Origin of the sequence: Enterobacter sp. BIDMC 26 (assembly GCF_000534435.1) — a bacterium.
In the GTDB taxonomy this organism is placed as follows: domain Bacteria; phylum Pseudomonadota; class Gammaproteobacteria; order Enterobacterales; family Enterobacteriaceae; genus Enterobacter; species Enterobacter ludwigii.
The window spans coordinates 3,805,642-3,818,842 of the sequence record NZ_KI973182.1; the positions used below are offsets into that span (position 1 = coordinate 3,805,642).

Here is a 13,201-nt window from a genome sequence, read left to right on the forward strand (position 1 = left end):
GCCAAGGAATATCGTTTTTTCGTCACCGGTCACAAAATGACGTAACAATAGCGTATTGTGGCATAAAAACAGACAATTCGGGAGTTTCAAATGACCTTCGAGTGGTGGTTCGCTTATCTGCTGACATCCATCATCCTTAGCCTTTCCCCAGGTTCAGGCGCCATTAACACCATGACCACCTCCATCAACCACGGCTATCGCGGTGCCGCGGCGTCCATTGCCGGTTTGCAGACCGGTCTGGGCATTCATATCGTGCTGGTGGGCATTGGTCTGGGTACGCTGTTCTCCCGCTCGGTACTGGCCTTTGACGTGCTGAAATGGGCCGGTGCCGCGTACCTGATTTGGCTTGGTATTCAGCAGTGGCGTGCGGCAGGCTCAATTGATCTTAATACGCTCGCCCAGACGCAAACACGCGGGCGCCTGTTTAAACGCGCGGTGTTTGTGAACCTGACCAACCCGAAAAGTATTGTTTTCCTCGCCGCGCTGTTCCCGCAGTTTATCGTCCCGCATCAGCCACAGGTCATGCAGTACGTGGTGCTGGGTGCGACCACCATTGTTGTCGATATCATCGTGATGATTGGTTACGCGACGCTGGCGCAGCGGATTGCGGTGTGGATTAAAGGGCCTAAGCAGATGAAGGCCCTGAACAAAGTCTTTGGTTCGCTGTTTATGCTGGTAGGCGCGCTGCTTGCGTCAGCGCGTCATGCTTAGCGAGAAATAATGAGATGAATGCCAAAGCCGGCGAACAACGCGCCGGCGAAGCCGTCAATCCACTTCGCAATACGCTGGTAACCGCGGCGCATCGCCGGTAAGGCAAACAGGCTGGCAACCACGGTAAACCACGCAAAAGTTTCCACCACGATCAGCAGGAAAATGCCCCAACGCGCACCCGCCCCCACGTTGTCACCCACAAACAGGGAGAACACGGAGCCGAAATAGATAATCGCTTTTGGGTTCGCCAGGTTGGTGAGCAGCCCTTTAATAAAACTCCGGCCGCCCGTTGCCAGCTCAACTTTCGGCTCTTCCGGCTTTTTCTCTTCTTTCTTCAACGCCCCACGCAGCATCTGGTAGCCCATCCAGCAAAGGTAAAGCCCCCCGCCAACCATGATGATGTTGTGCAACCAGGCCATCTTCGCCAGAATCAGGTTCAGACCAAGCAGCGCCACGGCCGCCCAGACCATAACGCCCATGGTGATACCCAGCACCCCCATCATCGCTTCTTTGCGGGAGCGGCTGACGGCGGTTTGCGACACGAAGAAAAAGTCAGGGCCCGGGCTCATGAGCGCAACGATGTGCACTAACGCCACGGTAAGAAATAGCATTAACATAATTAACTCGCAGGGAAATAATTAAGTGAGTCACCATCCTGACATTTTTTAGGCTGGCTGACTACTCCTCATCGTCACCGTCGACATGAGCGCGGATAAGCGCCATAAACTCTTTGCCAAAGCGCTCCAGCTTGCGCGTGCCAACACCGTTGACGCTGAGCATTTCGCTGGCGCTGAGCGGCGTCTGCTCTGCCATCTCGATAAGCGTCGCATCGTTGAAGACCACGTAGGGCGGAATGTTCTCTTCATCAGCAATGGCTTTACGCAGCTTGCGCAGTTTGGCAAACAGCTTGCGGTCGTAATTGCCGCCGTACGATTTTTGCATCACCCGCGGCTTCAGGGCGACAACGCGCGGAACCGCGAGCTTCAGTTCGATATCCCCGCGCAGCACCGGACGTGCCGCTTCGGTAAGCTGAAGCGCGGAGTGTTGGGCAATGTTTTGCGTGGCAAAGCCCAGGTGAATCAGCTGACGGATGATGCTCACCCAGTGCTCGTGACTCTGGTCTTTGCCGATACCGTAGACGGGCAGTTTATCGTGTCCCATGTCGCGGATACGCTGGTTATTCGCCCCACGCAACACTTCCACCACGTAGCCCATGCCGAAGCGCTGGTTCACACGATAGATGGTCGAGAGCGCTTTGCGCGCATCCATCAGGCCATCGTATTGCTTTGGTGGGTCAAGACAGATATCGCAGTTGCCGCACGGCTCCTGACGCCCCTCGCCAAAGTAGTTGAGCAGCACCAGACGGCGGCAGGTTTGCGCTTCGGCAAACGCGCCCATCGCGTTGAGCTTGTGACGTTCGATATCCTGCAGTTGGCCCTGCGGTTTCTCTTCCAGACAACGGCGCAGCCACGCCATGTCGGCCGGATCGTAAAACAGCATGGCTTCTGCAGGCAGCCCATCACGCCCGGCGCGGCCAGTTTCCTGGTAGTACGATTCGATATTGCGCGGAATGTCGAAGTGTACGACGAAGCGCACGTTCGGCTTGTTGATCCCCATTCCGAACGCCACCGTCGCCACCACAATCTGCAGGTCATCGCGCTGGAATTTCTCCTGCACATCGGCGCGAACCGCGTTTTCCAGCCCGGCATGGTAGGCGGCGGCGCTAAAACCACGGTTCTGCAGGCGCGCGGCCGTGTCTTCCACCTTCGCGCGGCTGTTGCAGTAGATGATGCCGGACTTCCCGCGCTGCTCCTGCACGTAGCGCAGAAGCTGATCCAGCGGCTTGAATTTTTCCATCAGCATGTAGCGGATGTTCGGGCGGTCGAAGCTGCTGACCTGAATCAGCGGATCGTTCAGCCCCAGCAGCCGGACGATATCCTGACGCGTGGTGTCATCTGCCGTCGCGGTGAGTGCCATAAACGGCAGTTCGGGAAAACGCTGACGGAGCTGGCCGAGCGCCGCATATTCCGGGCGGAAATCATGTCCCCACTGGGAGATACAGTGGGCTTCATCCACCGCCAGCAGGACCGGATTCCAGTGCGACAGATGATCGAGGAAGTTATCCAGCATCAGACGTTCCGGCGCGATATACAGCAGGCGAACCTGCCCGGTACGGCAACCGGCCATGACCTCTTGCTGCTGCTCGCGGGTCTGGCTGGAGTTAAGACAGGCCGCCGCCACGCCGTTGGCAAGGAGCTGATCGACCTGATCTTTCATCAGGGAAATAAGAGGCGATACCACGACCGTCAGGCCGTTGAGCACCAGCGCGGGCACCTGATAGCAGAGGGATTTACCGCCGCCGGTAGGCATGACCACCAGACAATCGCGGCCTTCCAGCACGGTTTCAATGATGGTTTCCTGGCCAGGGCGGAACTGCTGGTAGCCAAAGGTTTCATGCAAAACCTGTTTAGCCAGCGATTCCTGATTCAATACTTCCGCCTGCGCCACGTTAACCCCATTTGCCAGAAATAAAACAGGCGCTATTTTCAGCGCCTGAGAGAGAAACTTCAACGTTTAACGAAAAAACATTCGAGCTGCCTAGAAAATATCGTTCAGCATCACGCCCACACCTACACGGGTCTGGTTGAAGTTGTAATCGATAAGCGACTCGCCGTAACCGCTGTAAACCTGAGTATAGAGGCGAACGTGCTTGCTCACCGGATAACTGAGACCCAGTTCCGCACCACCGTAACCGGTGTTCCAGTTGTACTGACCTTTGGCGCTCAGCACCGCGTCACCCAACTGATAGCCGATTTTGAGCTGATAATAACCCATATATTTGGTGATATCCGGGTTGTCGTCGGTATCGCCCACCACAAACCACGGCTTCACTTCCGCCATCCAGTTGCCGTTTTGCGCCATCAGTCGCGTATAGGCACGGTTCCAGCTGCGCGAGGTAGGGTCGGAGCGTCCATTTGAATCGTGGTTAAAGCCCACCTCAATGTCACGCAGCGTCCAACCCGCGAATTCATAATCGGTCGCAAAACCGAGGAACAGCTGCGGCTCATAGTTGGTTTCACGGAACGGTGAAGATTCGCCACTGTTGGAAAGCTGCCACCAGGATTTCTGCGTGTAAGAGGCGCCGAGCACCGAATTCGGTCCCAGAATGCCGCGCCAGAACGGGAACGCGAGACTTAACTGGAACTTCACTTCGTCTTTACGCGCATTATCGGACCAGTTATAGGAGCTTATCGCCTCTTTGTTGAGATCGCTGGTCTGCGTGTATATCACGTAGTTGGTGTCATACGGATACAGCGTGAACGGATTATCATGTTCCTGAAGAAGGTTCGCGATAATGCTGCCCTGCACGGCAGGTTGATCGTGAACTTCTTTAATCGTCGCTTCCTGGGCATATGCTGTGAGGGGCAGCGCAACCGCCGCCAGTAACCAGGCCAGATACGTCCGCATCGGTGGTGTTCTCCTGCAAAGAGTTAATTAGTTGAATTGTTATGTGGCGGATATTCTACATACTTCTGCGACAACTGCTGCATCCTCGTTTCTGAAAGTGGAATTCCTTATTGCTGAAGCATAAAATCAACATTTTATTAACAATAAGGATGTGATGCCTCATGTCAGCCATGCTTACCGCCGAAGAAGCGTTAAAACTCGTGGGCGAGATTTTTGTTTACCATATGCCGTTTAACCGTGCACTGGGTCTGGAGCTCGAGCGCTACGAGAAAGCGTTTGCCCAGCTCAGCTTCAACAACCAGCCGATGATGGTAGGCAACTGGGCGCAGAGTATTTTGCACGGCGGGGTGATTGCCTCAGCGCTGGATGTGGCGGCGGGTCTGGTCTGTGTGGGCAGTACGCTGACGCGCCATGACACCATCAATGAAGACGAGTTGCGCCAGCGTTTGTCGCGTATGGGCACCATCGATTTACGCGTCGATTACCTGCGTCCCGGGCGCGGAAACCGTTTTACCGCCACCAGCAGCCTGCTGCGCGCCGGGAATAAGGTTGCCGTCGCCCGCGTTGAATTGCATAACGAAGAGCAGGTCTATATCGCCAGCGCAACTGCCACTTATATGGTGGGTTGAAACCCTAAAATCGGGTAAAATTAATTCACTTTTTTGTAACGGATTATCCCGATGGATGCTAAACAAACGCGGCAGGGCGTACTACTCGCCCTTGCCGCTTATTTTATTTGGGGTATCGCACCGGCGTACTTCAAGTTTATCGCTTACGTTCCCGCTGACGAGATCCTCACACACCGTGTGATTTGGTCGTTTTTCTTTATGATCGCGCTGATGAGCGTTAGCCGTCAGTGGTCTGGCGTCAAAACGCTGCTGAAAACGCCGAAAAAGGTGTTCCTGCTGGCCCTCTCAGCCGTGCTGATAGGCGGCAACTGGCTGCTCTTTATCTGGGCAGTCAATAACCATCACATGCTCGAAGCAAGCCTGGGCTATTTTATTAATCCCCTGGTCAACATTGTTCTGGGCATGATTTTCCTGGGCGAGCGTTTCCGTCGCATGCAGTGGCTGGCGGTCATCCTCGCTTTTTGCGGCGTGCTGGTTCAACTGTGGACCTTCGGTTCGCTGCCCGTGATCGCTCTGGGCCTGGCGTTCAGCTTTGCGTTTTACGGGCTGGTCCGGAAGAAGATAGCCGTTGAAGCGCAGACCGGGATGCTGTTTGAAACCCTGTGGCTATTGCCGGTCGCGGCGATTTACCTGTTTGGTATTGCCGACAGCGCAACCAGCCATATGGGCAGTAACCCGTTGTCGTTGAATCTGATGCTGATGGCGGCCGGTGTGGTAACCACCATTCCTCTGCTGTGCTTCACCGGTGCCGCAACGCGCCTGCGTCTCTCCACGCTGGGCTTCTTTCAGTACATCGGTCCGACGCTGATGTTCCTGCTGGCAGTGGTGTTTTACGGCGAAGTACCGGGCGCAGATAAGATGGTGACGTTTGCCTTTATCTGGGTGGCGCTGGCGATTTTTGTTGCAGACGCCCTTTATACCCAGCGCAGAACGCGCAAAGGATTGTAAGCGGTGATAAGGCGGGCAGGCACAACGCCACCCGCCTGATGTTTACAGCCAGTTACGGCGCTTGAAGTAGAGGTACGGCGCCAGCCCGGCGAGGATCATAAAGATAATCGCGCCGGGGTAGCCAAAGCTCCACTTAAGCTCCGGCATAAACTCAAAGTTCATCCCGTAGCTCGAGGCCACCAGCGTTGGTGGCAGGAAGACCACCGAGACCACCGAGAAGATCTTGATGATGCGGTTCTGCTCGATATTGATAAAGCCCATCGCCGCCTGCATCAGGAAGTTGACCTTCTGGAACAACGATTCATTGTGCGGCAGCAGGGATTCGATATCGCGCAGGATCTCACGCGCCTGCTCCAGCTGACCGCCCGGCAGACGCGCCTTACGCACCAGGAAGTTCAGCGCGCGCTGGGTATCCATCAGACACAAACGCACCTTCCAGCCGATATCTTCCAGCTCTGCCAGCGTCGAAAGCGCTTCGTCGTATTCATCGCCCTGATGCCCTTCCATAATGACGCGGCTCAGCTTTTCCAGGTCGCTGTAGATGTTTTCAATTTCATCCGCCAGCTGTTCGATTTTGGTTTCAAACAGGTCCAGCAGCAGTTCGTAGGCATTACCGTCGACCATCGCCTGGCTACGGGCGCGCATGCGGTAGAGACGAAACGCGGGCAGCTCACGTTCGCGCAGGGTAAACAGGCGACCGTCACGAATGGTAAACGCCACGGTGGAGTTACCTGCGTGATCGTCGGCGTCTTCAAAGAAGAAGAAGGAGTGAATATGCAGACCGTCTTCATCTTCAAAAAAACGAGCAGATGCTTCGATGTCTTCCAGTTCCGGGCGGGTTGCCAGGCTTTGCCCCAGCTCAGATTGTACGCGAAGGCGCTCATCGTCGTCCGGCTCGACCAGATCCACCCATACGGCATCAATGAGGGGCTGTGACTCTTCGGCTTCAAGCCGAGTCAGTCGGTTATTTTCGAGTTGAAATGCGCTCAACATGACCGGGACTCCCAATGCAAAAAATATCGGACAGTTCGGTGGGCACACAGAAACAAATTGGGTTTCAGACCATTAAACAGCCTGACTCAGCGCGACGGGAATAATGCAGGTCGCTGACAACCACTAAGGCCATCAGCAAGAGGAGATAGCCTTAGGAGTTGTTCCTGGATGACAGGGAATTGAGCCAGTATCTACTGGGTGTGTCCAAGGCGAATGTCCTCTTAGCGTAATCGTGCGCGCATGTTACGCCAGCAGTAATAGTGGCGTCAACACGCAACGGAACGCTGAAGGGCATTAATTGACCTTCAACGTATAAGGCTAGCAGATTATTACAAAATAATGATATTTTTCTGAAAGTTACACAGTTTCCAGTCTGGCGTAGGCTGCCACCAGCCATTTGATACCTTGCCCCTGGAACGCCACCTGCAGGCGGCTGTGCTCGCCGCTACCTTCCAGATTGACGATGGTGCCTTCACCAAACTTAGCATGACGCACGCGCTGACCCAGCTTGTAGCCGGTGTCCGTTTCAGCAATCGGCGAGCCCATACGCTGATGGCTGACCGGGCGGCTGATACTGGCGCGCAGGCGTACCTCTTCCACGCACTCTTCCGGCAGTTCGCCGATAAAGCGCGACGGACGGTGATACACCTCTTTACCGTACAGGCGTCGGGTTTCGGCATAGGTCAGCGTCAGCTTTTGCATCGCGCGCGTCACGCCAACATAGGCCAGACGACGCTCCTCCTCCAGACGCCCACCTTCATCCAGCGACATCTGGCTCGGGAACATCCCCTCTTCCATCCCGACGATAAACACCTGCGGGAACTCCAGACCTTTGGCGGAGTGCAGGGTCATAAGTTGAACCGCATCCTGCCAGGTGTCTGCCTGCCCTTCGCCCGCTTCCAGCGCCGCGTGGGAGAGGAACGCCTGCAGCGGCATCAAATCTTCGTCTTCTTCGTTGTAGCTGAACTGGCGCGTTGCCGTCACCAGTTCCTCTAAGTTCTCAATACGGGTCTGGCCCTTTTCGCCTTTCTCCTGCTCATACATAGTGCGCAGGCCGGAGTCTTTAATCACCCGGTCGGTCTGAACGTGCAGAGGCATATCGGCCGTTTCCTGTGCCAGGGCATCAATCAGCTCCAGGAAGCGTTGTAAGGCGCTGGCTGCACGTCCGGCGAGCGCTTTCTCCTGCAACAACTCGCGGCACGCCTGCCAGAGTGTCAGCTGGCGATCGCGGGAGGCCTGACGCACCACGTCCAGGGTACGGTCACCGATGCCGCGAGTTGGGGTGTTCACCACGCGCTCAAACGCCGCATCGTCATTACGGTTTGCGATCAGACGCAGATACGAGAGTGCGTCTTTGATCTCCTGACGTTCGAAGAAGCGCATGCCGCCGTAAATACGGTACGGCATACTCACCTGCAGCAACGCCTCTTCCAGCACGCGCGACTGGGCGTTGCTGCGATAGAGAATGGCACACTGCTCCAGCGCGCCGCCGTTGTCCTGCCAGGTTTTAATACGGTTCACCACAAAGCGCGCTTCATCAAGTTCGTTGAATGCGCAGTAGATAGAGATCGGTTCACCGTCAACGCCATCGGTCCACAGCTTTTTACCGAGACGCCCGTTGTTGTTCTCAATCAGGGCGTTGGCGGCGCTCAGAATGTTGCTGGTCGAACGGTAGTTCTGCTCCAGACGGATGGTCTGAGCACCGGGGAAATCATTGAGGAAGCGCTGAATGTTTTCCACCTGCGCCCCACGCCAGCCATAGATAGACTGATCGTCATCACCAACGATCATCACCTTGCCGGTATCACCGGCCAGCAGGCGGATCCATGCATACTGGATGTTGTTGGTATCCTGGAATTCGTCCACCAGAATATTGGTGAAGCGTTCACGATAGTGCTGCAGGATATGCGGTTTGTTGAGCCACAGCTCGTGCGCACGCAGCAGCAGCTCAGCAAAGTCCACCAGACCTGCGCGATCGCACGCCTCCTGGTAGGCTTTATAAACGTTCTGCCAGGTTTGCTCGACCGGGTTGCCGAAGCTCTGAATATGGTGCGGACGCAGCCCTTCGTCTTTCTGGCCGTTGATGTACCACATTGCCTGACGCGGCGGCCACTGCTTCTCGTCGAGATTCATCGCCTTGATAAGACGCTTCAGCAGACGCAGCTGATCTTCGCTGTCGAGGATCTGGAAATCCTGCGGCAGGTTAGCGTCCATATGGTGCGCCCGCAGCAGGCGATGCGCCAGACCGTGGAAAGTACCCACCCACATGCCGCCCTGGCTGGTGCCCATCAGCTGTGCGATTCGGTGGCGCATCTCTGCCGCCGCCTTGTTGGTAAACGTCACCGCCATAATGGAGTACGGCGAGCAGTTTTCCACGCTCTGCAGCCACGCAATACGGTGTACCAGCACGCGCGTCTTACCACTGCCCGCCCCAGCCAGCACCAGCATGTTGGTGCGCGAAGCGGCAACCGCGTCACGCTGTTTGTCATTAAGGCTGTCGAGCAGGTAAGAAACGTCCATTGGCACCGTCACGTAATGTCAGGCAGGCGAATGTGATTCCTTCGCCAAAACCCTGTTAATTTATACAGAACAATTGATGATTATATCAGCGTCGTGAGGGATGCCAACCGTGAAATTTCCACGTGCGGCAGAAGACGGCTGTCCGGCGTTGTCATCAGGTCAGCGTTTTCCGGCTTGATCCAGCAGGCCTGCATGCCGCAGCGGATCGCCCCGGCCACGTCCGTGGTCAGGTCATCACCCACATGCAACATTTCGCCGAGCGGCAGGTTCAGTTTTTCCGCCGCCAGGTGATACATATCGTTAAACGGTTTCGAGCGCCCGTGCGGGCCCGCGCGCAGCACAAACTCAAAATAATCGCCAAGACCAAACAGCTCAGGCTGGGCATTGCCATTGGTAATCGCCACCAGCGGCCACTTCTCTGCCAGCGCGGCCAGCGTATCGTGGGTTTCCTGTGGCACATCAATACGGCTGCGCCATTTGGCGAAGTTTTCCATGGACGCTTCAGCCCCTATCGCCGCATCACGCGCGCTCATGCCAACATTCAGCATCGCCTGTTCAACCGCACGTCGACGCCATTCGGTCACGTCATGGTAAATGTCCGGCTCGGTCTCCCGCAGGGACTGACGCAGCTGCTGGAAGTCCTTGTTCTGCATCGTCTTCAGCGCCGGGTGATAGTTCTGCACAAACGTCAGCGACTCCTGCTCGGTACGCAGGATCACCTGGCGGTTATCATAAAGGGTGTCATCAAGGTCAAAGGTAAGGGCTGAAATCTGACCCAGTGGGCGGTAAAAACGCATTATTTCCCCCGTTTGGCGCGTGGATGCGCCGCGTCATACACCGAGGCAAGGTGCTGGAAGTCTAAGTGGGTATAAATTTGGGTGGTGGACAAATTCGCGTGGCCGAGCAGTTCCTGCACACCGCGCAGATCGCCGCTTGATTCAAGCATGTGGGTCGCAAAAGAGTGGCGCAGCTTGTGCGGGTGAACATGGCTGTTCAGCCCCTGCTTAATGCCCCACTCCGCAAAACGCTTCTGCACATTACGCGCCGAGATCCGCTTGCCGAGTTTCGACAGGAACAGCGCCTCTTCTTCCGCGCCAAACAGCCCGCGCAGGTCAAGCCAGTGCTCAATCCAGGCGACAGCGTTGCGACCAATCGGCAGGCGGCGCTCTTTGCTGCCCTTGCCCATCACCCACACTTCGCCGGTGTCCAGATCGAGATGTTTTATATCGAGATTGACCAGTTCTGACAGACGCAGTCCGGCACCGTACATCACCTCCAGCATCGCGCGGTCACGCACCGCCAGTGGATCGTTAAGATCGATATCCAGCAGGCGATTGACATCATCGACGTCGATATTTTTAGGCAGATGACGCGGTGCTTTTGGCGTGGCAATGCCTTTCGCCGGGTTGGCTTTAAGGCTGCCCTGGCTCACCAGCCAGTCGAAGAAACTGCGCAGGGCAGAGAGCCTGAGCGCCAGACTCGCCGGACCTAACCCTTTCCTGCGGCTACGCACGACGACGCCACGAACCGTCGCAGCGTCACATTGTTGCCAGCTTTTCAGGCCGATTTCATCGGCAATCTGCATGATGGCATCAAGCTGACGCTGATAGTTCAGCAGCGTTATGGGGCTAAGCTGGCGTTCAACCCCCAGGTAGCGCAGAAATCGCGCGACGTCAGTGGCAAGAAGTCCGTCCGTCATACGCGCTCAATCCAGCGCTCCAGCAGCTCAGGCAGCATCAGGGCGATCTCCTGCAACAGGTGCGTACCTTGCCCCTGCTCATAGTGATGCGCGTCGCGACTGGTAAATAACATCACGCCTAAGTCGCCATCGCGCCCCATCAGTGACATGGCCACCGAACCAATCGCTTTGGCTTCTGGCAATACCACCAGCAGTTCTGGTCCGTTCAGCGGCCCCAGATAGTGATGTTGATGCCCCAGACGCTGAATACGTAGCGGCTCAAACGCCTGACGGCTCAGTGCCAGATGGGTGAAACCAGACGGTGCACCAATGCGCCAGCGGTCGGGGAAGAGACGAAGGGTTGCGCCTGCAAGCCCCAGTTCTCGCGCCCAGCGGTGGAAACGGCTGAGAAACTCGTCAAGGCTGTGGGCCGAGGCCAGACGCGCCTGCAGATGCAGCAGTCGATAGAACAGGCTTTCGTTATTGTTCGCCTGTTCCATGAGCAGCGTCATGTTCTCTTCAAGCTGATTGATGTGGTTGCGCGCGCGGGCCATGTGCCATTCGACCAGCGACACGGTCCCGCGCACCGGATGCGGCACGCGCATCTGTTCGACAAGACGTGCATTGCGAATAAAAAACGCGGGATTGTTCAGCAGATAATCAACAACAGCACTGTCGTCCAGTTCCGTCACCGTTTCCTGCAGTTCTTCCCCTGGTTGCTTCATAGATGGATAAACCCGTCATAGACATGTACCGCCGGGCCAGTCATAAACAGCGGATGACCCGGTCCTTTCCAGGCAATATCAAGACGACCGCCTGGTAACTCCACGCGAACCTCTTCTGCCAGTAACCCCTGAGCGATGCCGACGGCCACTGCCGCGCAGGCACCGCTTCCGCAGGCCTGGGTTTCGCCCGCGCCGCGTTCATACACCCGCAGACGGATGTGTTCACGCTTCACCACCTGCATAAAACCAATGTTCGCGCGTTCCGGGAAGCGTTCATGGCTTTCCAGCACCGGGCCGAGGGTTTCAACGGCGGCGGTCTCCACATCATCAACCTGAATCACGCAGTGCGGGTTTCCCATCGAGACGACGCCACACAATACTGTCTGCTCGGCCGCACGCATAATATAGGTCTTTTCCGCTTTGTTTGCGCGAAACGGCACGGCGGAAGGTTCAAAGTTCGGCTCGCCCATATTCACACGAACCAGATCGTCATCGGTGACGCTGAGCACCATGCGACCATTCGCGGTACTGACGCGGATATCGCGCTTGTTCGTCAGCCCTTTCAGGCGGACAAAGCGGGCAAAACAGCGCGCACCGTTGCCACACTGGGAGACTTCACTACCGTCAGCGTTAAAAATACGGTAGTGGAAATCGAGGTCAGGATCGTACGGCGGCTCAACCACCAGCAGCTGATCGAACCCCACGCCCAGATGCCGATCCGCCAGGCGGCGGATCAGTTCCGGGGAGAAAAAGACATTCTGCGTTACCGCGTCGACGACCATAAAATCGTTGCCAAGGCCATGCATCTTAGAGAACTGCATCATTCGCTCCATTGCGCGGGTACAGAACGTAATCGTCAGAGATTAACCTGAGTCGGACCACCATTATTGCCACGATCGTTCGTGTCTGGCGTGGAAGACTCAATACCGCTTTGCACAGGTTTCGTCGGCGGCGGCGCCGTTTTATCCGCTGGCGGGAAGTAAAGCGGTCCCTTCAGTCCACAGCCCGTCAGACTAAACAGCGTGATGAGAACGGCAAGCGTTCGGAAAACGTTTTTCATTATAAAGTTGCCCGTAAGTTCAAATCTGTTTCTATCATCGCAGGAGAAGACACAAAAGCAAGAGTTTGCCGCTTTCCTGCAACGGGAATTATTTAGCGTTATACTGCCGGCATCACGAAAAACAGGAACAAAACCATGAATGACAGTGAATTCCATCGCCTTGCAGACACCTTATGGATGACCATCGAAGAGCGGCTTGACGACTGGGACGGCGACAGCGATATCGATTGTGAGATCAACGGCGGCATTCTGACCCTGAGCTTCGAAAACGGCAGCAAAATTATTATTAACCGCCAGGAGCCGCTTCACCAGGTCTGGCTGGCCGCCAAACAGGGTGGCTACCATTTCGATCTGAAAGAGGGCGAATGGGTGTGTGACCGTAGCGGCGAAACGTTCTGGGATCTGCTGGAACAGGCGGCGACCGCGCAGGCAGGCGAAGACGTGCGTTTTCGTTGAGTCTGTTTTGCCC

At 56.1% G+C, this 13,201-nt stretch carries 15 protein-coding genes; 4 read left to right on the plus strand and 11 right to left on the minus strand.

Annotated elements, in window-relative coordinates; genetic code table 11:
* Window positions 1-90: 90 nt before the first annotated feature.
* Complete coding sequence (gene rhtB / locus L462_RS05535) at window positions 91-711, plus strand: homoserine/homoserine lactone efflux protein (protein ID WP_032679213.1); 621 nt, start codon at window positions 91-93, stop codon at window positions 709-711.
* On the opposite strand, the gene rhtC is transcribed toward rhtB, so the two are convergent.
* From rhtC to pldA, 3 genes are all read right to left on the minus strand, one after another.
* A complete protein-coding gene (rhtC, locus tag L462_RS05530) occupies window positions 708-1,328 on the minus strand; it encodes a threonine export protein RhtC (RefSeq protein WP_014172126.1) in 621 nt (206 codons plus the stop codon). The two genes, rhtB and rhtC, sit on opposite strands and share 4 nt — an antisense overlap.
* A gap of 61 nt (window positions 1,329-1,389) precedes the next feature.
* Window positions 1,390-3,219, minus strand: coding sequence for an ATP-dependent DNA helicase RecQ (gene recQ, locus L462_RS05525; RefSeq protein ID WP_025202782.1), 1,830 nt, complete (start codon window positions 3,217-3,219; stop codon window positions 1,390-1,392).
* Between the two features lie 90 nt (window positions 3,220-3,309).
* The gene (pldA, locus tag L462_RS05520) at window positions 3,310-4,179 is read right to left on the minus strand and encodes a phospholipase A (protein ID WP_020882880.1); all 870 of its coding nucleotides are present in this window, start codon (window positions 4,177-4,179) and stop codon (window positions 3,310-3,312) included.
* A gap of 161 nt (window positions 4,180-4,340) precedes the next feature.
* Between pldA and yigI the strand changes: the two genes are divergently transcribed.
* Window positions 4,341-4,808 (plus strand): acyl-CoA thioesterase YigI, encoded by a 468-nt coding sequence (yigI, locus tag L462_RS05515; RefSeq protein WP_014172129.1) that lies wholly within the window; start codon window positions 4,341-4,343, stop codon window positions 4,806-4,808.
* A gap of 51 nt (window positions 4,809-4,859) precedes the next feature.
* The gene (gene rarD / locus L462_RS05510; RefSeq protein ID WP_014172130.1) at window positions 4,860-5,756 is read left to right on the plus strand and encodes an EamA family transporter RarD; all 897 of its coding nucleotides are present in this window, start codon (window positions 4,860-4,862) and stop codon (window positions 5,754-5,756) included.
* Between the two features lie 42 nt (window positions 5,757-5,798).
* On the opposite strand, the gene corA is transcribed toward rarD, so the two are convergent.
* The 8 genes from corA to L462_RS0123775 all read right to left on the minus strand — a co-directional run bounded on the left by corA (window position 5,799) and on the right by L462_RS0123775 (window position 12,732).
* Window positions 5,799-6,749 carry a magnesium/cobalt transporter CorA gene (gene corA / locus L462_RS05505; RefSeq protein ID WP_020882881.1) on the minus strand — a complete coding sequence of 317 codons (951 nt, stop codon included), beginning with the start codon at window positions 6,747-6,749 and terminating at the stop codon, window positions 5,799-5,801.
* A 151-nt stretch (window positions 6,750-6,900) separates the two neighbouring features.
* On the minus strand, window positions 6,901-6,957 hold the full coding sequence (gene ysgD, locus L462_RS25415) for a YsgD/CorL family protein (RefSeq protein ID WP_212743980.1): 57 nt from the start codon (window positions 6,955-6,957) through the stop codon (window positions 6,901-6,903).
* A 149-nt stretch (window positions 6,958-7,106) separates the two neighbouring features.
* The gene (uvrD, locus tag L462_RS05500) at window positions 7,107-9,269 is read right to left on the minus strand and encodes a DNA helicase II (protein ID WP_020882882.1); all 2,163 of its coding nucleotides are present in this window, start codon (window positions 9,267-9,269) and stop codon (window positions 7,107-7,109) included.
* Between the two features lie 80 nt (window positions 9,270-9,349).
* Window positions 9,350-10,066, minus strand: coding sequence for a 5-amino-6-(5-phospho-D-ribitylamino)uracil phosphatase YigB (yigB, locus tag L462_RS05495; protein ID WP_032679214.1), 717 nt, complete (start codon window positions 10,064-10,066; stop codon window positions 9,350-9,352).
* Window positions 10,066-10,968 (minus strand): tyrosine recombinase XerC, encoded by a 903-nt coding sequence (xerC, locus tag L462_RS05490; protein ID WP_032679215.1) that lies wholly within the window; start codon window positions 10,966-10,968, stop codon window positions 10,066-10,068. The genes yigB and xerC overlap by 1 nt, the downstream gene beginning before the upstream one ends.
* On the minus strand, window positions 10,965-11,672 hold the full coding sequence (locus L462_RS05485; RefSeq protein WP_014172135.1) for a DUF484 domain-containing protein: 708 nt from the start codon (window positions 11,670-11,672) through the stop codon (window positions 10,965-10,967). The genes xerC and L462_RS05485 overlap by 4 nt, the downstream gene beginning before the upstream one ends.
* A complete protein-coding gene (gene dapF, locus L462_RS05480; protein WP_020882883.1) occupies window positions 11,669-12,493 on the minus strand; it encodes a diaminopimelate epimerase in 825 nt (274 codons plus the stop codon). The genes L462_RS05485 and dapF overlap by 4 nt, the downstream gene beginning before the upstream one ends.
* A 35-nt stretch (window positions 12,494-12,528) precedes the next feature.
* Window positions 12,529-12,732: an LPS translocon maturation chaperone LptM gene (locus L462_RS0123775; RefSeq protein ID WP_025202779.1), complete on the minus strand. Its 204-nt coding sequence runs from the start codon at window positions 12,730-12,732 to the stop codon at window positions 12,529-12,531.
* 135 nt (window positions 12,733-12,867) lie between these two features.
* Here L462_RS0123775 and cyaY point away from each other — a divergent pair, with 135 nt between their 5' ends.
* Window positions 12,868-13,188: an iron donor protein CyaY gene (cyaY, locus tag L462_RS05475; protein WP_014172137.1), complete on the plus strand. Its 321-nt coding sequence runs from the start codon at window positions 12,868-12,870 to the stop codon at window positions 13,186-13,188.
* The last annotated feature ends 13 nt before the right edge of the window (window positions 13,189-13,201 follow it).